Annotated in this window: 22 protein-coding genes; 19 read left to right on the forward strand and 3 right to left on the reverse strand. The window is 41.5% G+C overall.

From position 1 onward, the window contains the following. Positions 1-138 precede the first annotated feature (138 nt). The 9 genes from ACM0OT_RS18220 (at position 139) to ACM0OT_RS18260 (ending at position 6483) form a co-directional block, all read left to right on the forward strand. Complete coding sequence (locus ACM0OT_RS18220) at positions 139-1452, forward strand: nucleoside recognition domain-containing protein (RefSeq protein ID WP_414565831.1); 1314 nt, start codon at positions 139-141, stop codon at positions 1450-1452. Between the two features lie 659 nt (positions 1453-2111). Next, the gene (locus ACM0OT_RS18225) at positions 2112-3302 is read left to right on the forward strand and encodes an iron-containing alcohol dehydrogenase family protein (RefSeq protein WP_414565871.1); all 1191 of its coding nucleotides are present in this window, start codon (positions 2112-2114) and stop codon (positions 3300-3302) included. Then, positions 3299-4510: an aspartate aminotransferase gene (locus tag ACM0OT_RS18230; protein ID WP_414565832.1), complete on the forward strand. Its 1212-nt coding sequence runs from the start codon at positions 3299-3301 to the stop codon at positions 4508-4510. Before ACM0OT_RS18225 ends, ACM0OT_RS18230 begins: the two co-directional genes overlap by 4 nt. Positions 4511-4543: 33 nt before the next feature. Continuing rightward, positions 4544-4888: an ArsR/SmtB family transcription factor gene (locus ACM0OT_RS18235; protein ID WP_414565872.1), complete on the forward strand. Its 345-nt coding sequence runs from the start codon at positions 4544-4546 to the stop codon at positions 4886-4888. Between the two features lie 100 nt (positions 4889-4988). Next, positions 4989-5126 carry a hypothetical protein gene (locus ACM0OT_RS18240; protein WP_414542568.1) on the forward strand — a complete coding sequence of 46 codons (138 nt, stop codon included), beginning with the start codon at positions 4989-4991 and terminating at the stop codon, positions 5124-5126. A gap of 31 nt (positions 5127-5157) precedes the next feature. Beyond that, complete coding sequence (locus ACM0OT_RS18245; RefSeq protein WP_414542569.1) at positions 5158-5373, forward strand: hypothetical protein; 216 nt, start codon at positions 5158-5160, stop codon at positions 5371-5373. Then, the gene (locus tag ACM0OT_RS18250; protein ID WP_414565833.1) at positions 5360-5737 is read left to right on the forward strand and encodes a PIN domain-containing protein; all 378 of its coding nucleotides are present in this window, start codon (positions 5360-5362) and stop codon (positions 5735-5737) included. The genes ACM0OT_RS18245 and ACM0OT_RS18250 overlap by 14 nt, the downstream gene beginning before the upstream one ends. Before the next feature lie 123 nt (positions 5738-5860). Continuing rightward, positions 5861-6151 (forward strand): nucleotidyltransferase family protein, encoded by a 291-nt coding sequence (locus tag ACM0OT_RS18255; protein WP_414565834.1) that lies wholly within the window; start codon positions 5861-5863, stop codon positions 6149-6151. Next, entirely contained in the window at positions 6148-6483 is a 336-nt protein-coding gene (locus ACM0OT_RS18260) for a DUF86 domain-containing protein (RefSeq protein ID WP_414565835.1), read from the forward strand. The genes ACM0OT_RS18255 and ACM0OT_RS18260 overlap by 4 nt, the downstream gene beginning before the upstream one ends. 454 nt (positions 6484-6937) lie before the next feature. On the opposite strand, the gene ACM0OT_RS18265 is transcribed toward ACM0OT_RS18260, so the two are convergent. Beyond that, positions 6938-7087, reverse strand: a complete 150-nt coding sequence (locus ACM0OT_RS18265) for a tetratricopeptide repeat protein (RefSeq protein WP_414565836.1) — start codon at positions 7085-7087, stop codon at positions 6938-6940. Positions 7088-7277: 190 nt separating this feature from the next. Here ACM0OT_RS18265 and ACM0OT_RS18270 point away from each other — a divergent pair, with 190 nt between their 5' ends. From ACM0OT_RS18270 to ACM0OT_RS18300, 7 genes are all read left to right on the forward strand, one after another. After that, a complete protein-coding gene (locus ACM0OT_RS18270) occupies positions 7278-8288 on the forward strand; it encodes an ArsJ-associated glyceraldehyde-3-phosphate dehydrogenase (RefSeq protein ID WP_414565837.1) in 1011 nt (336 codons plus the stop codon). Between the two features lie 59 nt (positions 8289-8347). Further along, a complete protein-coding gene (arsJ, locus tag ACM0OT_RS18275) occupies positions 8348-9607 on the forward strand; it encodes an organoarsenical effux MFS transporter ArsJ (RefSeq protein WP_414565838.1) in 1260 nt (419 codons plus the stop codon). A 194-nt stretch (positions 9608-9801) separates the two neighbouring features. Beyond that, on the forward strand, positions 9802-10944 hold the full coding sequence (arsB, locus tag ACM0OT_RS18280) for an ACR3 family arsenite efflux transporter (RefSeq protein ID WP_414565839.1): 1143 nt from the start codon (positions 9802-9804) through the stop codon (positions 10942-10944). 18 nt (positions 10945-10962) lie between these two features. Then, positions 10963-11379: an ArsI/CadI family heavy metal resistance metalloenzyme gene (locus tag ACM0OT_RS18285; RefSeq protein WP_414565840.1), complete on the forward strand. Its 417-nt coding sequence runs from the start codon at positions 10963-10965 to the stop codon at positions 11377-11379. 138 nt (positions 11380-11517) lie between these two features. Further along, positions 11518-12171 (forward strand): DUF6391 domain-containing protein, encoded by a 654-nt coding sequence (locus tag ACM0OT_RS18290; protein ID WP_414565841.1) that lies wholly within the window; start codon positions 11518-11520, stop codon positions 12169-12171. 20 nt (positions 12172-12191) lie between these two features. Then, on the forward strand, positions 12192-13190 hold the full coding sequence (locus tag ACM0OT_RS18295) for a glycosyltransferase (protein ID WP_414565842.1): 999 nt from the start codon (positions 12192-12194) through the stop codon (positions 13188-13190). Between the two features lie 492 nt (positions 13191-13682). Continuing rightward, the gene (locus ACM0OT_RS18300) at positions 13683-15011 is read left to right on the forward strand and encodes a serpin family protein (RefSeq protein ID WP_414565843.1); all 1329 of its coding nucleotides are present in this window, start codon (positions 13683-13685) and stop codon (positions 15009-15011) included. Positions 15012-15079: 68 nt separating this feature from the next. On the opposite strand, the gene ACM0OT_RS18305 is transcribed toward ACM0OT_RS18300, so the two are convergent. Next, positions 15080-16231, reverse strand: coding sequence for an AI-2E family transporter (locus tag ACM0OT_RS18305; protein ID WP_414565844.1), 1152 nt, complete (start codon positions 16229-16231; stop codon positions 15080-15082). Positions 16232-16339: 108 nt separating this feature from the next. On the opposite strand from ACM0OT_RS18305, the gene ACM0OT_RS18310 reads away from it, so the two are divergent. Further along, positions 16340-16732 (forward strand): hypothetical protein, encoded by a 393-nt coding sequence (locus ACM0OT_RS18310; protein ID WP_414565845.1) that lies wholly within the window; start codon positions 16340-16342, stop codon positions 16730-16732. Positions 16733-17024: 292 nt separating this feature from the next. Further along, the gene (locus ACM0OT_RS18315) at positions 17025-18440 is read left to right on the forward strand and encodes an LCP family protein (protein ID WP_414565846.1); all 1416 of its coding nucleotides are present in this window, start codon (positions 17025-17027) and stop codon (positions 18438-18440) included. Positions 18441-18521: 81 nt separating this feature from the next. On the opposite strand, the gene ACM0OT_RS18320 is transcribed toward ACM0OT_RS18315, so the two are convergent. Then, positions 18522-18674 carry a nicotinate phosphoribosyltransferase gene (locus ACM0OT_RS18320; protein WP_414542585.1) on the reverse strand — a complete coding sequence of 51 codons (153 nt, stop codon included), beginning with the start codon at positions 18672-18674 and terminating at the stop codon, positions 18522-18524. Between the two features lie 431 nt (positions 18675-19105). Here ACM0OT_RS18320 and ACM0OT_RS18325 point away from each other — a divergent pair, with 431 nt between their 5' ends. Next, positions 19106-20503, forward strand: a complete 1398-nt coding sequence (locus tag ACM0OT_RS18325) for a nicotinate phosphoribosyltransferase (RefSeq protein ID WP_414565847.1) — start codon at positions 19106-19108, stop codon at positions 20501-20503.

Consider the following 20503-nt stretch of genomic DNA (forward strand, 5'->3'; position numbering starts at 1 on the left):
AGCTATGAGGCCCATTATATTTGCATACTATCAGAGCAAAAATACTGTAACATCGGATGATCGAGCCATTGGTCTTCACAATTGCCCATGCGATCGCTTAGTATGCAAAAAATTATTTAATCAGAGTCTCAACTTTTGATGAAAAAAGCATCATCGCCACTCAATGCCATTTGGCTGTTCCTGATTGTTTCCGCCACTGTAGTTGCAGCTTATAACGGCAATATGGGGGCATTAACTGAAGCGTCGTTTACAGCAGCTGAAAGTGCAGTCACGCTGGCCATTGGACTGATTGGGGCGATGGCGTTGTGGTTGGGAATTATGAAGGTTGCCGAAACCGCAGGTATGATGCGATTCATTGCCCGTTTGATTCGTCCGGTGATGAGCCGACTGTTTCCCGAAATCCCCGCCAATCACCCTGCCATGTCAGCTATGGTGATGAATATGGCAGCCAATGCCCTGGGATTGGGAAATGCCGCCACCCCAATGGGTTTGAAAGCTATGGCAGAACTGAATAAGCTCAATCCTCATCCAGGCACAGCAACACCTGCAATGTGTTTGTTTTTAGCCATTAATACCTCATCGGTGACACTGTTACCCTTAGGCGTAATTACTGTCAGAGCCAGTGCTGGGGCTAGCAATCCTGCGGGAATTATCTTGCCTTCAATTATTGCTACTATCGTCTCTACATCTGTTGCCATTATTGCTAGTAAAATTCTCGCCCGTAAACAATCATCTGATCTGACACCGTTGGCGTATGAGTCAGAAACTGCCAACCTAGATGCCAAAACTGCATCTGATGAAATTCCTGAGTCTGAATTAATTCCTCCGGGGATGATGGGCAATATTGTTTTCGGCGGGCTAATTGTGGCATTTTTCGCCGCTGTCTTTTACCGCCTCTCAATCCGAGGATTTCCTTATCTCTTCAGTATGGCTTTTGTCAGTAACCTTTCCAACTGGCTACTACCGATTCTCATTTGTCTGTTCCTATTGTTTGGTTATTTCCGAGGTGTGAAAGTTTACGAAATCCTCACCGAGGGGGCAAAAGAAGGCTTTGAAATTGCCATTCGGATTATTCCTTTTTTAGTCGCAATTTTTGTAGCTATTGGCATGTTTCGTGCTAGTGGCGCTCTCGATATTCTGACAGCGATAGTTTCTCCCATTACCTCTCTCATCACCCTGCCACCAGAAGCCTTGCCAATGGCATTAATTCGTCCTCTGTCAGGTAGTGGCTCATTTGGGTTGATGTCAGAAATTGTGAAAAATGACCCCAATAGTTTTCTGTCTTTTCTCGTTTCCACCATGCAAGGGTCAACAGAAACGACTTTTTACGTGATGGCAGTTTATTTTGGTAGCATTGGCATTATTCGCACAAGTTACACACTTCCAGCGGCTCTCTGTGCTGATGCTGCGGGAATTTTGGCATCTTTAGCTGTTTGTCGGCTGATGTTTTAAGGTGTGAGCGCCCCAGGAGGGGAAGTCAAAAGTCAAAAGTCAAAAGTCAAAAGTATTAAATTCCCTCGCAACGAATGAAACAAACGCATTTGTGTTCGTTAGGAGATTTTATATAGTAGCCCGCTTTGATTTTTGAGAGTTTGGGTAGTGTAGGCAGGTAAGAGGCAATCAGGCTATTGGAGTTGTACTGAGTTTTTCAGCGCCTAGTGCAGCCCATAGCAACAAAAATCAAGGTAGCAACTGTAGCCAGAGCAAAATAACTTTTTCATTATTTTTTCTGTGTTTTAATATACAATAATCATTAGGTTTAGATGAAAATTTTATTGACTAAGCTCATGAACATTTAACTTGTATATTTTTAATGGTGGAAAAAGCACATTAATCCTTCTCCCTTACTCTTCATTTATTTTATTATTCAACAATTCGAGAGTCGAGAATTTGAGGCGAATGGGCATAGTTAGAGTCAAGCCATTCAAACAGGTGGTAAAAATATAGTTTATTTTATCAGTAGATTAAAGCCTATGTAAGTCAAATAAATCACTAGTAATGGCAATTTGTCTCGAATAATCATACGGATATGAGCATGAAAACAAAAATTCCGGGACATAAGCCGAAAATTTGATTAAAAAATCTTAATGTTTTGGCAAACTAGTATTTATATGCCCAATCATCTTTATACACAAGCTTTGTCTACTCAAACATCTAGCTCGATATTGACACTGACTGTTGCTCCAGGCAAAATAATTCGTGGGTCTGGCGTGTTACAGGCAGCACCAGCAGAGATTGCCCGGTTGGGAAGTCGTCCTTTAATTGTGGCGGGTAATTCTACGCTCGCCATGTGCGAAAAGAGTTTGCAACCAATTTTAACCAAGCAAAAGTTACCAACTGCCTCAGCTTCCTATGGTGCAGATTGCTGTGAAGCTAGCTTAAAAGCTTTAACAAAAGCAGCGAAAGAACATCAAGCTGATGTAATTATTGGTGTTGGTGGCGGTAAAGCGTTAGATACAGCTAAATTAGTAGCTCATCAGTTACAGTTGCCAGTGGTGACAATTCCCACATCGGCAGCTACCTGTGCCGCTTGGACTGCCCTTTCCAATGTTTATTCTGAGACAGGTGCTTTTCTCTACGATGTAGCGCTGTCTCACTGTCCTGATTTATTGATACTTGATTATGATTTAATTCAAACTGCACCACCACATACATTAGTAGCCGGAATTGGGGATGCGATCGCCAAATGGTATGAAGCTTCTGTTAGTAGTGGTAATTCTCAACAAACCTTAATTATTTCCGCCGTGCAACAAGCGCGAGTTTTGCGAGATATTTTATTGCAAAAGGCAGCTATGGCCCTGCAAGAACCAGGTAGTGAGGTTTGGCGAGAAGTCGTCGATGCTACCGTATTATTGGCTGGGGTAATTGGTGGACTAGGGGGGGCCCAATGTCGCACCGTAGCTGCCCATGCCGTACATAACGGGTTAACTCACATCGCCGGACATAGTAGTATACATGGTGAAAAGGTTGCCTACGGTATTTTGGTACAACTGCGTCTAGAAGAAATGATTCAGGGTAACCAACTAGCAACCTCCGCACGACAACAGCTATTAAAGTTTTACGCAGAGATTGGACTGCCGCAAAAATTAGAGCATTTGGGATTAGGCAACATGACACTAGGCGAGTTGCAAACAGCCGCCGAAATCGCCTTAGATCCTAATTCAGATATCCATCGACTACCTTTTAAAGTGGCATTAGAACAGTTGATGGCAGCGATGATTTCTACAACTGCACCAACAGATAGTAGAGAGGTGACAAATCGTGTCTCCACTAGGGGAATGAGTGAAGAGGTTTCAGAATGAGCTTGAATTGGATTACCCCCGCAGAACGTGTACAACAATTGCCTCCTTATGTGTTTGCCCGTCTGGACGAACTCAAGGCTAAAGCGCGAGAACAAGGGCTAGATTTAATCGATTTGGGCATGGGTAACCCCGATGGTGCTACACCACAACCAGTGGTAGAAGCGGCGATGGCTGCCTTGCAAAATCCCGCCAATCACGGTTATCCACCCTTTGAAGGTACTGCGAGTTTCCGTCGTGCCATTACTAATTGGTACAAGCGCCGCTATGGTGTGGTACTTGATCCCGACAGTGAAGCCTTACCTCTATTGGGTTCTAAAGAAGGATTAACCCATCTAGCGATCGCCTACATTAATCCTGGTGATTTAGTACTAGTTCCTTCTCCCGCCTATCCTGCCCATTTTCGCGGCCCCTTAATTGCTGGGGGGAAAATTCATAGTTTAATTCTCAAACCAGAAAACAACTGGTTAATAGATTTAGCAGCCATTCCCGACGCAGTAGCCGAACAAGCCAAAATTCTTTATTTCAACTATCCCAGTAATCCTACAGCTGCTACAGCCCCCCGCGAATTTTTTGAAGAAATCGTGGCTTTTGCGCGGAGATATGAAATTCTGCTGGTGCATGATTTATGTTACGCCGAGTTAGCTTTCGATGGATATCAACCTACAAGCTTATTAGAAATTCCCGGTGCTAAAGAAATTGGCGTAGAATTTCACACCTTATCCAAAACCTATAACATGGCTGGTTGGCGCGTGGGTTTTGTGGTGGGGAACCGCCATGTAATTCAAGGTTTACGGACTTTAAAAACCAACTTAGATTATGGGATTTTTGCCGCCTTACAAACCGCAGCCGAAACCGCCTTGCAACTACCAGATGTATATTTACATGAAGTCCAGCAACGTTACCGTACCCGGCGCGATTTCTTAATTCAAGGTTTAGGAAAGTTAGGTTGGGATATTCCCACAACCAAAGCCACCATGTATTTGTGGGTGAAATGTCCTGTGGGTATGGGTTCCACTGATTTTGCCTTAGACGTATTGCAGCAAACTGGTGTTGTTGTCACCCCCGGTAACGCCTTTGGGGTTGCAGGTGAAGGCTATGTGCGGATAAGTTTAATTGCAGACTGCGATCGCTTAAGCGAAGTTTTGCACAGATTTAAACAAGCTGGCATCCGCTATCAAAGCGAAGCCGTAGTCTCTGGTTCAGAATAAATATAGATAGCATATCCTGAAACAATGTCACTGATGCCCACCCCCTCTGCTACCAATTCTCAGTTAATTGCTGCTGGCTTTCATGCCCTTTCTGATCCCATTAGGATCAATGTGTTGGAACTACTAAAGCAGCAAGAACAGTGTGTGTGCGATTTATGCGATGCTTTGGGGGTGAGTCAGTCCAAACTGTCTTTTCACCTCAAAACCCTCAAAGAAGCCAGATTAGTTAACGCCCGCCAAGCAGGACGCTGGATTTATTACAGTCTGCATGTGTCTCAATTTGCCGTTTTAGAAGAATATTTAGCCGATTACCGCCGCATTAGCCAAATATCTCCCGCCCGGTGTTGTGATATGAAAGGGAACAAGGAAGCAGATTAGAGATAATTCAATGTGAGGATATTATGCAAGAATCAGTAATTTATCAAGATATTTTGCGGAAGGGACAACAGGAAGTTAGGGCAAAATTTGGGCTACCAGAGTGAAACTTTTTTGGACAGAAACAGCCGTAGAAAACCTATCTGCAATTTATACTTACATCGCCCAAAATTTATCTCAGTATACAACCAGGATTATTGACCATATAGCCAAAATATCCGATCGCAAAAAGCTAAGATAAAAAAGTCAATCCCTAAATTCAATGTAAAAGTATGCTGCCTATTAACAAAAAAATTGTAACTGATGAATCTATGCGTCCAGTTGCAGTTTTAATTGATTATCAAGATTGGCAAAAAATAGAGAAGATATTACAAACTTATCAATCTGAACAACAAGCGAATATTGATTTAAATCGATTTGCAGGTACAATAACTCTGACTCAAGATCCTTTAGAATATCAGCAGCAAATTAGGAATGAATGGAGATGATCTGCCTTTAATTTTACTGGATACAAATATCATCCTATATTTATTGGGTTGTAAGTTAGCCAATCCTCTCCCATTAGGGAAATATTTTGCTTCAATAATTACTGAGATTGAATTGCTCTCTTATTCTAGTCTCAGTTTAGAAGAAGAAAAACAAATTATGAACTTTTTAAATTGTATTACAGTCATGGGTATTGATAATAATATCAAATTTTTAACTATCTCACTCCGAAAACAATATAGACTCAAACTTCCTGATGCAATTGTTGCTGCAACTGCACAATCTTTGAATGCAATTTTGTTTACAAACGATACTAGATTAACCAATCTAACAGAAATTAATACTCAATCAGTGGAAATTTTATAATGATCACACTCCACTTGTAATCAACCACAATCGCACCTCCAAAAAATTACAAAATGCGTAGACGCAACGCGTCTTGTCGTTAGACATCGCATTTATAATTAACCTACATATTTGTATTCAGTTATGGATATCTATGAAATTTTGGGGGCCAAACGGGAAGAAATTTTGCAAATTGCGGCAAAATACGGAGCATATAATATCAGGATTTTTGGCTCAGTAGCCCGTGGTGAAGCTGATGTTAACAGTGATGTCGATTTTTTAGTTGAAATGGAGACAGGACGTAGTCTTTTTGATTTGGGTGGATTATTGATGGAGTTACAAGAAATACTTGGTTGTGAAGTCGATATCGTCACAGAGAAGGGATTGCGATCGCGCATTCGAGAGCGGGTATTAAATGAGGCAGTTCCGCTGTGAGGGATAATAGTGAAAAGTTGCACGATATCTTAGAGGCTATCGAACGTATCGACAAGTATGCAGTTCAAGGTCGAAAAGCGTTTGAAAACAACGAACTAATTCAAACTTGGTTTATTCAACACCTACAAATTATTGGAGAAGCATCACGTGTATTATCTGCCGATATTCGTGAGGCAAATCCAGATGTTCCTTGGTCGCAAATGATTGGGATGCGAAATATTTTAACTCATAACTATTTTGAAATCGATTTAGATGTTGTTTGGTTGGTGATTGAACGGGAATTACCAAACCTCAAACCTCAAATTGAAGCAATTTTACAAACATTATCTTGAGTATTAGATTGGCGATCGCACTCCACAAACCCAAACCCAATCACATCTCCACAAAAGCTAGGCATTGCATAAATGCGGGATGAATTGGGATGATTTGCCAAAAATGAACTTAGATTCCTTGCGCCTTTGCGCCTTTGCGTGAAACAAACCCACAAACCCAAACCCCGATCACACCTCCAGAAAACCCAAATCCCGATAATTATTCCTCACTATTGATTATTGCCTCCTTCAATTCCTCCACCGTTGTCTTGAATATCTTCGCTACCTCCCTCAATAAATCCTCATCCTGGGTAGTTTGATAAAAACAGGCAAGATTACGCAGCGAAACACCCAAACCATGCTTGTCATTAGACTCAGCTGTAATTACCAAATCTTGTAGGTAATTGATTTTTGCTTCCTCCAACTCTCCTAGTTCTTCTGCTACTTTCCCAAGCTGATAGTAAGTGCTTGCACACTAATACCTAGCACCAAATTCGATGTTGATTTCCAGGGCTTGTTGATAATAATCCCGTGCCTGCTCGTATTCCCGCAAATCTTCGGCAACCATTCCCAACTGGTGGTAAGTCCCAGCACACTCATAGCGATCGCCTATCAAATTTAGCAAAGATGATCAGCCTTGAAACCCTCCGTTGATCATCAACCAACGTTGGCTGCTATGACAAATTATATAAGCCTGACTGATACATCAATTTTTTTTGATGAATTTTTATGTATAGTCGCCTCATACTGATTGACATATCAATTTTTTTTGAAATGATATAAACATAACTTTTTCACATCACCCCAAAAAGTCAATGACAGTTCGTGTAGGAATCAATGGATTCGGTCGCATTGGACGACTAGCCTTGCGCGCTGCGTGGGGTTGGCCAGAATTAGAGTTTGTTCACATCAACGAAATCAAAGGTGGGGCTGTTACCGCTGCACACTTGCTCAAGTTTGATTCTGTGCATGGACGTTGGACACCAGAAGTAGAAGCAGAAGGGGAACGTGTCTTAATTGACGGTACACCTCTGAGCTTTAGTGAACATAGTAAACCTGGTGACGTGCCTTGGGAAGAATTTGGTGTTGACTTAGTACTAGAATGCTCCGGTAAATTCCGTACTCCCGCCACCCTCGATCCTTATTTCAAAAGAGGGGTACAGAAGGTAATTGTGGCGGCCCCTGTGAAGGAAGAAGCTTTAAATATAGTGATGGGGGTAAATGACCATTTATATGAACCAGAAAAGCATCATCTTCTAACTTCCGCCTCATGTACAACCAACTGTTTAGCCCCCGTAGTCAAGGTAATTCATGAAGGTTTGGGTATTAAACATGGAATTATTACCACCATCCATGACAACACCAATACTCAAACTATTGTTGATGCACCTCATAAAGACTTACGTCGGGCGCGGGCTACCAGCTTATCTTTAATTCCCACTACCACCGGTTCAGCCACAGCCATCGGTTTAATTTATCCCGAACTCAACGGCAAACTCAACGGCATAGCTGTCAGAGTCCCATTACTCAACGCTTCTTTAACAGATTGTGTATTTGAAGTTGTACGTCCGACGACAGTAGAAGAAATCAATAGTTTATTAAAAACCGCTTCAGAACAAGCACCCCTCAAAAACATCTTAGGTTACGAAGAACGTCCCTTAGTATCCATAGATTACAAAGATGACCCACGTTCTTCCATCATTGATGCCCTCTCCACAATGGTGGTAGACGAAACCCAAGTCAAAATACTCGCCTGGTACGACAACGAATGGGGCTACGCCAACCGCATGGTTGAACTCGCCCAAAAAGTAGCTTTAAGTCATTAGTCATTGGTCATTAGGCGGTTTCTTCTCCCCACTCCCTACTCCCTACTCCCCAATTTTTCATGACTTCTACAGCGTCAAAAGGCAATCTTAAAAACTATATCCTCGTTACCCTAGCCTACTGGGGTTTCACCATTACCGATGGTGCTTTACGAATGCTGGTACTGCTGTATTTCGACAGTATTGGCTACACACCATTACAAATCGCTTCTTTATTTCTGTTCTATGAAATTTTTGGCGTTGTTACTAACTTTTTAGGTGGTTGGATTGGTTCGCAATTTGGATTAAAGATAACTCTTTACACTGGTATCGGGTTACAAGTGTTCTCGATGGTAATGCTGTCATGGCTGAATCCAGATTGGGCCGAATGGATGGCTGTTGGTTATGTGATGGTAGCACAGGCCTTTTCTGGGGTTGCCAAAGATTTAACTAAAATGAGTTCTAAAAGTGCCATTCGCTTGGTTGTTCCCCAAGAAGCCCAATCATCTTTATTTAAATGGGTGGCAATATTAACCGGTTCCAAAAATGCCCTCAAAGGTGTGGGCTTCTTTGTCGGTAGTGTCTTGTTAACTTCTGTTGGGTTTAACAATGCTCTATGGATGATGGCCGGGGGACTGTTTTTGATTTTGTTCACTGGGTTCATGTTGCCCAGAGGCATGGGTAAAATCAAAACGAAAGTCAAGTTTAGCCAACTCTTTTCTAAAAGCAGAGAAATTAATATTCTCTCAGCAGCCAGATTCTTTCTATTTGGTTCACGGGACGTTTGGTTTGTTGTCGGTTTACCTGTTTTCTTGCGGGGAACTTTAGGCTGGTCATTCTATCAAGTCGGTGGATTCTTGGCTTGTTGGGTAATTGGCTATGGCATTATTCAGTTCTTAGCGCCAGTGTTAATTCAGCGATTTGGTTCTGGTCAGCCACCCCAATCAAAGACTATCCAGTTTTGGACATTTACCCTCACCATTGTGCCAGCTGCGATCGCCTTAGCATTACAATTGGGTGTCCCTGGTAATATTGCGATCGTAGGGGGACTACTGCTATTTGGTATAATATTCGCCTTCAACTCAGCCGTTCACTCTTATTTAGTATTAGCCTTCACCGACGACGATAAAGTAGCGCTGAACGTCGGTTTCTACTACATGGCTAACTCCGGTGGACGATTAGCCGGCACAGTCTTATCAGGGTTAGTCTTTCAATATTTCGACCTAGTAGGTTGTCTGTGGACATCCACATTGTTAGTACTAGCAGCCGGACTGGTGACGATGAAGCTACCCGACCCCAAACCCGCCACAGCAATTGCTTGGAAAGGCGGAGGAGGGGAGTAGGGAAGCTAGGGACTAGAGGCTAGGGTAGTTAAATAGTCGCGCAAAATTAATTATACATTTGTCATTGCGAGGCACGAAGCAATCCCAGAGGTTATATAAATGTTTTTGCATAGGTACTTATAATTCTCTCCCGTCCCCAATCCCCATTACCCCTTATCCCCACTCTCCCCAGCTACCAATCAAAGGTGATATCGATGAATACAAAAGCTAATGCAGCCCCAGTGCAGGCCGGGAGTAATCTGACTTTTTTTGAAAAATACCTCACCGTTTGGGTGTTTTTGTGCATTTTGGCGGGTATTGCACTAGGGAGACTATTTCCTGGCGTAGCTGTGGCGCTGGATGCAATGAGTATTTATCAAGTGTCAATTCCCATTGCGGTATGTCTTTTCTTTATGATGTACCCCATAATGGTAAAAATTGACTTTACCCAAGCTATCAATGCTGTCCGCGCCCCCAAACCTGTAATTCTCACCTTGGTGGTCAACTGGTTAATTAAACCATTCACAATGGTGGCATTTGCTCAGTTTTTCTTGGGTTGGTTATTTCGTCCATTAATTACAGGTACAGAATTAATTCGTGGTAACGAAGTAGAAATAGTAAATTCCTACATTGCTGGGACAATTTTATTGGGAATAGCTCCTTGTACGGCAATGGTCTTGATGTGGGGATATCTTTCCTATGCTAATCAAGGACACACTTTGGTGATGGTGGCAGTTAATTCGCTGTTGATGTTGTTTTTATATGCACCTTTGGGCAGATGGTTACTAGCAGCTAATGATTTAATAGTGCCGTGGCAAACCATAGTTTTATCAGTGATAATTTATGTTGGTTTGCCATTAGCAGCAGGAATGTACAGCCGTTACTGGATTTTCAAACACAAAGGTAGAGAGTGGTTTGAAAGGCGGTTTTTAAAGTATCTCACTCCAATTTCAATTATTGCTCTGCTCATTACTTTGGTCTTGTTATTTGCTTTTAAGGGTGAAATTATTGTTGATAATCCCTTACACATTGTGTTAATTGCCGTACCACTTTTTATCCAAACTAACTTCATTTTCTTAATTAGTTATGTGGCAGCATTAAAATTGAATATATCTTATGAAGATGCCGCCCCCGCAGCATTAATTGGAGCCAGCAATCACTTTGAAGTTGCCATTGCTACGGCTGTGATGTTGTTTGGGTTAAATTCAGGTGCAGCACTGGCTACAGTGGTAGGTGTTTTAATTGAAGTACCAGTAATGTTAATGCTGGTTGAAGTTTGTAAACGCACAGCAAATTGGTTTCCACGGGAACCGCAAAAAGCTACATTGCGAGATCCACGCTGTATTAGTAGTTTGTAATATCAAGGAGCCGAAATTATGGCAGTTTTAAAAACTCATGTGGCTTTGAATGTCAATGATATTGAAAAGTCTGTAGCCTTTTATCGTGCAATGTTTGATGTGGAACCTGTCAAATATAAAGCGGACTACGCTAAGTTTGATGTTTCTCATCCTGCATTAAACCTCACTCTCAACCGAGGAAGTAATGTCCAGTCTGGTGGTGCATTGTCTCATTTGGGTGTACAAGTTGAAAGTACTCAAGAAGTGCAATCTGCCATACAACGATTTACAGAGGCAGGGCTAGCATTGTTTACTGAAGAGAATACGGACTGTTGTTATGCTGTGCAAGACAAGGTGTGGGTAACAGACCCAGATGGTAACCGTTGGGAAGTTTTTGTAGTAAAAGTTGCGGATACAACACCAAGCCAGAATTTGAAGAAGCCATGTTGTGCTTAACAATATTTAGAGGGGCGGCGCCATACCAGCTGTGACTCCTCACCACTCCCTAACAAAAATTAGTAACAAACTACTACCTCAAGCGCTACATTTGTAAGAAATCTATGTTGCTCCATCAACTTGGAGCAAAGTGTTCTCATGAATACTTCCGCTTCTATGCAAGGTAGCTCGTCGCCCTTCGATTTTTTGAGTTTTGATTTTACAGCACCTCAACCCACACAAGATGCTGATTTACTCAAGCAGCTAGCATTCATCCCTGGGTTGAAAGAAATGATCATGTTGCGACAGGTTCACGCCTTAGAACATGCTACAGTTTGGGTTCTGAGTGAATCTAACAGTGTCCGTACCTCCAAATATCAACCCATTAAGGTTCAAGTAGATAACGAATTACTAGGTGGTTTGTCTACAGAACAAGGATTTTACCTTTATGGAGAAGTGAATATTAGTGATTTGCGACGTGCGGTCATACTAGGCTTAAATCGGCTGGTTAATGGTGAATGGGATTTGGCTGTACATCCCCGTTGTGGCACAAATGTATCAGTGGCTATGCTGTTGACAGCAGGATTAGCTGTGGGCGTAAATTTATTGCTACCATTCCGACCAGTGGAGCAATTGATAGGTTTGGGATTAGCTGCTACCACAGCCGCGGAAATCGCACCAGATTTAGGTTTTATGGCGCAGCGATACTTGACAACTGCCATTCCGTTTAACCTGGCAATTGAAAATATTACATTGACTCGTGACGTTTGGGGACGACAAGGGCATTTTGTCAAGGTAAGCTGGCAAGAGTAAATATTATCAAGAGTGATTGCATGAGAAAGCTTTATTTTTTAGTTCCAGGCACAGATGGTAAATTTGCTTGCGGGGGTCTTTGGGCAGAGTTAAAAACAGTTCATCTAGCTAGGCAGATTTGTAGTGCTGAGGTTGTCACTTACCGTCAAAGAGAAACAGGCAAACTGTTTATCAATGATTTGCTTGCGGAAAAAAATTTAGATGATGTAATTTTTGTAATTAGCTGGGGATTTGATATAGCTCAACTAGCTAAAAAGCTTAAGCAATACAACGTCGTTTACCATGCCCATAGTGCAGGTTACAACTTCCAGCTACCTGCGAGTATTCCCATTATTACTGTTAGCCGTAACACAATGGGATATTGGGGGCAAAAGTCTCTTAATTCTCTGATTTATTATTTGCCCAACGAAATTAGTAACGAATTTCAAAATTTGCATCTTCAGCGAAATATTGATGTTTTAGTTCAGGCTCGCAAATCTTCTGAATATTTACTTCAAGAATTGATTCCTGCTTTGCAACAAAAATGTGCTGTGAAATTAGTAGATTCTTATGTAGAGGATTTGCCAGGTTTATTTAATCAAGCCAAAGTTTACCTTTATGACTCTGGTGAATATTGGGCACAACAGCGCGTGAGTGAAGGTTTCGGTCTTCAACCAATGGAAGCTCTTGCTTGTGGTTGCCAAGTATTTTCTAGTATTAATGGTGGTTTGTCAGATTACTTAGATCCAGGATTTAATTGTCATAAAATTGCCTGTTATTCTCAAGAATATGATGTTCAACGTATTCTGAATGTGCTGAAATACTCAGGAAACACTAACACTACTTTATCAGAAAACTTTTTTGCCGAGTACCGATCTGAAAATATTATCAAGCGGTTCCAAGTAATTCTGGGTGAATTAAATACATTTTTTGATCACAAAAAAGACTTTCCTCCTAATATCAAGGATTTGACAGCAATTCGGGTGACAAAATTACGTTTGCAGAACATATCCAAAAAAATAAAACAAAAACTTTTCTAGGAAGTATAATAGAGAATTAGCTATAATTTTGAGACTATGTTCACTAAAAATAAGCAAAAATACTTAAAAAAATATTATACAATCCGGTAATCTTGCCTTAATTAAAAAGTTGCTATCTATCTGATTTAATGTAAAATGTATAGTAGTTATCATTGTGCAGTGAGTTCCCAAATTTTATTTAATTGATTAGGTTTACTTATAATTACAAATTAAATAAAATAGATATTTTTATTAATTGGTACTTTAAAATACATTTAGGTAGAAAAAATTTCTTTTAAAGCATCAAGTTATTGCCAACTTAATTAATCTAGCTGTCCCAATTATTAGATGCTATAAGTTATATTTAATTGTCCCTGCTAACTCACTGTTACCAAAACTGTAACCGCTTAATGTTTGTGTTGTTGTAAATGCAATAGTAAGCAAATGAAACATGATTTAGCTAGCGTCAATTTTGCGAGACAGCTAAATATATTTGGTAAGAGAGGTGGCAGAATGAATAGGCAGAAATTGAGTGGTGTGAAAAACGATTTTCTGCAAAGACGTTATGGTGTTAGTCTAGGAAGACGTTACGTTTTAGCAGCTGCTAGTGTGGTTCTTTTTGGTGTATTAGGGTGTTCCCCGGTCAATAGTAGTGCCAATACCCTGACAGAATCTGGATTAGCTCAGTCAGTAACTCCATTGCCTAAAAAAAAACTAATTTCTGATACAAAATTAGTGAATGCTAATAATAAATTTGGCTTCAAACTTTTTTCAGAAATTTTAAAACAGCCTAGTAAAAACAACAACGTTTTTGTTTCACCTTCAAGTGTAGCGATCGCCTTGGCTATGACCTACAATGGTGCGAGTGGTTCCACTCAACAAGCAATGGCTAAAGCGCTGGAATTACAGGGTATGAGTCTACCAGAAATTAACTCTGCTTACACCACATTAAGAGAATTACTGGAAAATCCTGATCCAAATGTGCAACTAACTATTGCTAACTCGCTATGGGCAAATGAAGATGCTACCTTGCAGCCAGGTTTTATCAAACGCACTCAAGATGTCTACAACGCCAAGGTAACGAATTTAGACTTTCAAGATGCGACATCTCTCAATACTATTAATAATTGGGTGCAAGAGAATACTCGCGGCAAAATCAACAAAATAGTTGAACAAATTGAACCAGATCAGGTGTTGTTTTTGATTAACGCCATATATTTTAAAGGGCAATGGACTAATCAGTTTGATAAGTCACAAACTGCCGAACAGCCCTTTTTCACTTCATCTGGCGTACAGAAACAACACCCGATGATGTCGCAAACCGGGGAATATCGCTACTACGAAAATGACAAGTTTCAGGCGGTAAGTTTACCTTATGGAGAGGATGGTAAAGTCAGCTTTTATATCTTCTTGCCTAAACAGGAATCTAACCTCAATACCTTTTATCAAAACTTGAATTTTGAGAACTGGGAAAAATGGATGACTCAGTTCCGCAACCGAGATGGATTTATTCGCGTACCCCGATTCAAAACCGACTATGATGTCACACTCAACGATGCGCTGACAGCTTTAGGGATGGCAGAAGCTTTTAGTAATCAAGCTAATTTTTCTGGCATGGGTACAAATCTCAAAATTAGCCAAGTTAAGCATAAAACATTTTTGGAAGTCAATGAAGAAGGTACAGAAGCCGCAGCCTCTACATCAGTGGGAATGGTACCCACGGCTTTTAGAGAAAAACCCGAACCTTTCCGCATGATTGTTGACCGTCCCTTTTTCTGTGTTATTCGTGATCATCAAACAGGGAGCATTTTGTTTATGGGTGCAATTACAGATCCACAATGAGAGGAGTTTGTAATTCGTAATTAATAGGGAACATGAAAGTTTTTTGACTTTTGACTTCCCGATAGGGGTTAGGGTAAGGTTGGTTCGGAAATACTTAAGGGATTGTTGACTTCGGGTGGCGATGATTTTTCTGGTGCGGTTGTCTCTTCAGTTTCGCCATTTAACCCATGAGGACGTAGGGCAGTTAAAGCAGTCTTAATAATCACAGCCGTAGGTACTGCCACAATCACTCCTAAAAGTCCCCCAATTCTCGCTCCTGTAAGTACAGAAATCAGAATCCAAACTGGGTTTAATCCAGTAAAACTACCTAAAATCCGGGGTGCAATCAAGTTTTCTAAAATTTGTTGAACGATGACTGCGGCAATTAAAACTCTGATTCCCATGCCGAAATCTTGCAGTGCTACCAAGGAAGTCGTCAGGGCGATACCCACCGAACCACCAAAGGGCACAAGGGCCATGATGCCGATAGTTAAGCCAAATAACAACCCAAATGGCACCTTCAGCCACAGAAACGTCGGAATCAAGGCTGATGCCATACAGGTAGATAAAATCAGTTGGGTGATAAAAAAGTTTTGAAAGCTGAGGCGGACTGTTTGAGAAAAAGGTTTACGAAATCTAGTCGGTAGCCATTCCACTAAGCTTTGCCAAAGTTCACCACCGTGCTGCAAAAGATAAAAAGTCAAAACCATCGTTAACAGAAAATCGAGCAGGCTAGTGAAAGTCACCACGGCCAGATTGAGAACTTGTCCGGCGATCGCTTGTAGTTGTCCCTTGACGCGATCGTTAATTTGGACTACAAGAGCATCAAGGTTAATTGGTAAATTCAGGGTTTCGGCTTTCTCATTTAACATCATTAACTGAGAACGTCCAGAGTCGATTAACTCTGGTAATCGAGCCACCAATTGTTGGGCTTGAGTCAGAGCTAGGGGAAACAAAGTCACGCCCAAAGCCAATAGCACCGATAAGGCTAACAAAAAGACTAAAATAGCAACTTGTTCTCGCCTGGCACCTTGACGCTCCATCCAACTCACAGGATAGTTAAGCAGAAATGCTAGCACTGAAGCTCCAACTAAAATAACTATCAGAGAGTGGAAATAATGGAAAATTGCCGAAATAGCCCAACCATTGAGAACTAAAAGTGGAGCGAATAAGGCGATCGCCCCAATTCGCGCTATGGGTGTAAGTGTCTGCCACCAGTTGAGTAGCTTGCGTGTCTGCATCTTTAGCCGATTGCGGGATAGAACTGAATAAAAACTTTCTCTACAGCCTATTATCTCTAACTACATCACCGTATTTCATCCCTCTAGTTTAGGATTAGACTCACCCTCATGGACAATCTTGAACCAATGGACGATTCCCAGTACACTCAAGACGCGGCTACTTCCAAAAAACAATTGTTTTTGTATTTAATTCCAGTAATTGGTTTTTTTCCATCCTTGTGGACTCTCTATCGCCGTCAAGGAACACGGGAACAACTGGCTGTGAGTCGTCTGTCTATTACTTTGGCATTTACTTGGCTGTTGGGATATTCTCTGTTGGCAACAGGGGCAGCAACTTCAGAATTTTTCACATTGCGTATCTTAATCCTCAATAGCTTTCTGACATCTGGTTACTTTTTGGTTAGTGTCTGGCTAATTATTCGACTCATTCAAGGTAAATCTCACCGTGTATCGGGTTTCAGTCAACTTGCTGAACGGGTATTGGGCAAGTATTTGTCTTAATTTATGTCAGCTAAAAAAATGTATTTACGGGTATTTTTACTTAAATTTCACCAAATTACAAATTATCTTCTATTCAGATCTGGTCAAACTGACTTATTGTTGTCATACTGCAATAAATCATTTCCGGATTTGCTTCAAAGCTAGGAGAAATCCTGCTATAAGTGTTGTGGTTAACACCACAGTGAAACAGTTGGCACAGTTAATTAAGAGTTAACTTTTATAGGTTAATTTTTTTGCATATTAATTAGTCAGAAAATTTACCGAGTTTGATTCAGTAAGTGTGAGGAAGTCTGTGACCAGTCAAAGAACTTCGGCGGAAGAAAACCAGTCAACAAAAGCCCTCAAATTGAAGAAAAAAGCCCATAATCCTCAATCTGGACGTTGGCTATTGTTCTGGGTAGGAATGGGCGGTATAGCAATGGTGTCAGCAACGGCAGGGGCACTGTTGGCGGTTTCTTTGACCAGTACGCCGTTGCAGCAAGCACAGTTAAGTCCCCAGGATGAGGCAGTTTTTGATGGCGATCGCATCTCTGGAGGTGGGTTGCGATTTTCTGAATTAACTCGCCCTGTCAATCTTTTAGTCATGGGGATGAGTGTACTCCCATCCGATATTCAAAATGCTCCCCCGGAATTGCAGAATTTGGGCTATGAGCCACAGGTAAATTCTTTTGAAGGGCTATCTGATGTCATGCTGTTGATCAAGTTTGATCCAGCAAACAAAAAAGTAGCCATGCTCTCGATTCCTAGAGATACACGTACAGAGGTAACTGGCTACGGCGTGAAAAAGCTGAACCATGCCAATATTGATGGCGGGCCAGCTTTAACTGCCAAAAGTGTGAGTAATCTCCTGGGTGGTGTAGGAATTGATCGCTATATCCGCATTAACGTTCTCGGAGTTGGTAAGCTGATTGATGCCTTGGGTGGGGTGACAGTCAATGTACCCAAAGATATGAAATATCAAGATGATTCCCAGCGCTTGTATATTAATTTAAAGGCAGGTAAACAGCATCTTGACGGTGATAAAGCTCTGCAACTATTGCGCTTTCGTCAGGATGAACTAGGGGACATTGGTCGGGTGCAACGGCAACAAATGGTGATCCGTGCTTTGATTGATCAGACCTTAAACCCGGTAACGGTAGCTCAATTACCCAAAGTTCTCAATGTAGTTAAGGAAAATATCGACACTAACTTAACAGTTGAAGAATTAGTTGCGTTAGTGGGTTTTGGTGTGCGAACCAATCGTGCCAATATGCACATGTTTATGCTACCAGGTCGCTTTAGCCAAAAGGATGAATATGTTGCTAGCTATTGGCTACCCAGTAAAACTGGTATTGCCAGGATGATGTCGCAACATTTTGGTTTGGAATTAACTAGTGAACTTAGAGAAATTAATACCCGCTCTTTACGAGTATACATTCAAGACAGCACAGGTAGCGATCGCTCTGACCTCAGACCTTTAATCCGAAGTTTAAACGAATTTGGCTATCGCAATGTCCAAATCTCTACATCTTGGTATGAACCTTTAGAGGTAACTAATATTATCGCCCAGCAAGGCGATAGTGATAACGCCGATGCAGTTCGTAATATTTTAGGATTTGGCGAAGTGCGCGTGGAAAGCACTGGTATTCTTGATTCTGATATCACTATCCAGATAGGTAAGGATTGGTTACAGCAACAACAAAATTCTGTCTTTGAGCCGACTTACTGATGAAAAACCGAAAGGCGTGAGGTTTTTCCCACGCCTTGATATTCGATTTAATATGAGATTTTTCGGCAAAAATGTCATGATTTACCAACTATGGGCTGTGCCTCGTTTATAAGGTTTACCTGTAAATGGTTGTACCCCAATTATCGGATACGCATCATCGGTAGGGCCGAAAATCCGCATTACTGCTTCAGAAATATATTGGGTGATCCTATCAAGCATTCTGGAAATAGCCATATCTAGGACTCCTATTTTTGAGTCGAGTGATTGTTAATTTATCTACTCTAGTGCTGATATTTTCGTTTGGGATTAATTCGCAATATATCGAAAATATCTGCAATCAAGTGTCAACTATCTTTGCAATACTTTAGTTTAATTCAAGTATAACTTGTATCTTTACATCTAAATTATCACAAAATAATAGCTGTTGATTCCTGAGTCAATAATACTTTGATATTTATTTTTCTCTCCCCAGCAAGAGTTTTTTGTCCTCTAATATTATTAAAATCAACTATTAATATATATTAATTAATGTGTTTTTTTAGGATTAAAATCTGTTTTTTGGGCTGTATAATCCCATTAACAGACTTCGCTGGTTTCATAGTTGACATTATTTATGGTAAATATTACCATAATAAAAAGAAGCATTCTTGTAAGGAAGCTCTTGCATGACAACTTTTCTAGACTTGGACAGCACAGAGAAACAAGAACTTACCCTGTGTGCAGCTGATTACAGCCTGCTCACTGACCTTTACCAGCTGACAATGGCAGCTTGTTATACAGGTGAAGGTGTGGAACAACGACGGGCCTGCTTTGAATTATTTGTGAGAAAGTTGCCAAAGAATTTTGGCTACCTAATAGCTATGGGGTTGGCGCAGGTACTAGAATATTTACAAAATTTTCGCTTTAGTTCCTCTCAGATAAAAGCTTTACAGGCTACGGGAATTTTTACTCATGCAAGGGAAAGCTTTTGGTCATTGTTAGCTGAGGGATGTTTCACGGGCGATGTTTGGGCAGTACCGGAAGGAACAGCCATATTTGCCCATGAACCATTGTTACGGGTAGAAGCACCTCTGTGGCAAGCACAGTTAGTGGAAACTTATTTACTCAATACCATTAACTATCAAACTTTAATTGCCACCAGGGCCGCACGTCTGCGGGATATTGCGGGGGAAGAAGCACAACTTTTGGAATTTGGCACTAGGCGGGCATTTAGTCCCCAAGCATCTTTATGGGCGGCGCGGGCTGCTTTGGCTGGGGGTTTAGATTCCACATCCAATGTGTTAGCGGCGTTACAACTGGGTGAACAGCCAAGTGGTACGATGGCTCACGCTTTAGTTATGGCACTGTCAGCAATGGCAGGTAGTGAAGAGCAGGCTTTTAGTGCTTTTCATCGCTATTTTCCGGGTGCGCCATTGTTAATTGATACTTACGATACCATCGCTGCTGCCCAGCAGTTAGCGGCAAAAGTCAAGGCTGGAGAAATGGAATTAACTGGTGTGAGGTTAGATTCTGGAGATTTGGTTACTTTATCAAAACAAGTGCGATCGCTCCTACCTGGTGTGTCGATTTTTGCTAGTGGCGATTTAGATGAGTGGGAAATTGCCAGACTCAAGGCTGCGGGTGCAGAAATTGATGGTTATGGGTTGGGAACACGATTAGTTACAGGTGCGCCTGTCAATGGAGTCTATAAACTCGTGGAAATTGATGGTATCCCGGTGATGAAAAAGTCTAGTGGTAAGGCGACTTATCCCGGACGCAAGCAAATTGTGCGATCGCTTGTAGGAGGTAAGGTATCAAAGGACACTTTAGCGTTGGTGGATGAAGGTAATATCTCAGGAGAACCTTTGTTGCAGTTAGTGGTGAAGGCGGGTGAACGGGTGCAGGCAACTGCAAGTTTACAGGAGATTCGCCAACGGACTGCGGCATCTGTGGCTAGTTTGCCTGCGGAGGTACGGCGTTTGCAGAATCCCGGGGTAATGTCGGTGGAGATTTCGGCTGGGTTGCAAAGGTTGACGGAAGAGACGGAGAAACAAACCGCAAAGGACGCAAAGGGCGCAAAGTAA

It is taken from the genome of Anabaena sp. CCY 9613, from assembly GCF_963920895.1.
Classification (GTDB): Bacteria; Cyanobacteriota; Cyanobacteriia; order Cyanobacteriales; family Nostocaceae; genus Cyanocohniella.

Coding starts and splice junctions, on each gene's coding strand:
- ACM0OT_RS18220 (WP_414565831.1), top strand. CDS start 139: ATGAAAAAAGCATCATCGCCACTCAATGCCATTTGGCTGTTCCTGATT.
- ACM0OT_RS18225 (WP_414565871.1), top strand. CDS start 2,112: ATGCCCAATCATCTTTATACACAAGCTTTGTCTACTCAAACATCTAGC.
- ACM0OT_RS18230 (WP_414565832.1), top strand. CDS start 3,299: ATGAGCTTGAATTGGATTACCCCCGCAGAACGTGTACAACAATTGCCT.
- ACM0OT_RS18235 (WP_414565872.1), top strand. CDS start 4,544: ATGCCCACCCCCTCTGCTACCAATTCTCAGTTAATTGCTGCTGGCTTT.
- ACM0OT_RS18245 (WP_414542569.1), top strand. CDS start 5,158: ATGCTGCCTATTAACAAAAAAATTGTAACTGATGAATCTATGCGTCCA.
- ACM0OT_RS18250 (WP_414565833.1), top strand. CDS start 5,360: ATGAATGGAGATGATCTGCCTTTAATTTTACTGGATACAAATATCATC.
- ACM0OT_RS18255 (WP_414565834.1), top strand. CDS start 5,861: ATGGATATCTATGAAATTTTGGGGGCCAAACGGGAAGAAATTTTGCAA.
- ACM0OT_RS18270 (WP_414565837.1), top strand. CDS start 7,278: ATGACAGTTCGTGTAGGAATCAATGGATTCGGTCGCATTGGACGACTA.
- arsJ (WP_414565838.1), top strand. CDS start 8,348: ATGACTTCTACAGCGTCAAAAGGCAATCTTAAAAACTATATCCTCGTT.
- arsB (WP_414565839.1), top strand. CDS start 9,802: ATGAATACAAAAGCTAATGCAGCCCCAGTGCAGGCCGGGAGTAATCTG.
- ACM0OT_RS18285 (WP_414565840.1), top strand. CDS start 10,963: ATGGCAGTTTTAAAAACTCATGTGGCTTTGAATGTCAATGATATTGAA.
- ACM0OT_RS18290 (WP_414565841.1), top strand. CDS start 11,518: ATGAATACTTCCGCTTCTATGCAAGGTAGCTCGTCGCCCTTCGATTTT.
- ACM0OT_RS18295 (WP_414565842.1), top strand. CDS start 12,192: ATGAGAAAGCTTTATTTTTTAGTTCCAGGCACAGATGGTAAATTTGCT.
- ACM0OT_RS18300 (WP_414565843.1), top strand. CDS start 13,683: ATGAATAGGCAGAAATTGAGTGGTGTGAAAAACGATTTTCTGCAAAGA.
- ACM0OT_RS18305 (WP_414565844.1), bottom strand. CDS start 16,231: ATGCAGACACGCAAGCTACTCAACTGGTGGCAGACACTTACACCCATA.
- ACM0OT_RS18310 (WP_414565845.1), top strand. CDS start 16,340: ATGGACAATCTTGAACCAATGGACGATTCCCAGTACACTCAAGACGCG.
- ACM0OT_RS18320 (WP_414542585.1), bottom strand. CDS start 18,674: ATGGCTATTTCCAGAATGCTTGATAGGATCACCCAATATATTTCTGAA.
- ACM0OT_RS18325 (WP_414565847.1), top strand. CDS start 19,106: ATGACAACTTTTCTAGACTTGGACAGCACAGAGAAACAAGAACTTACC.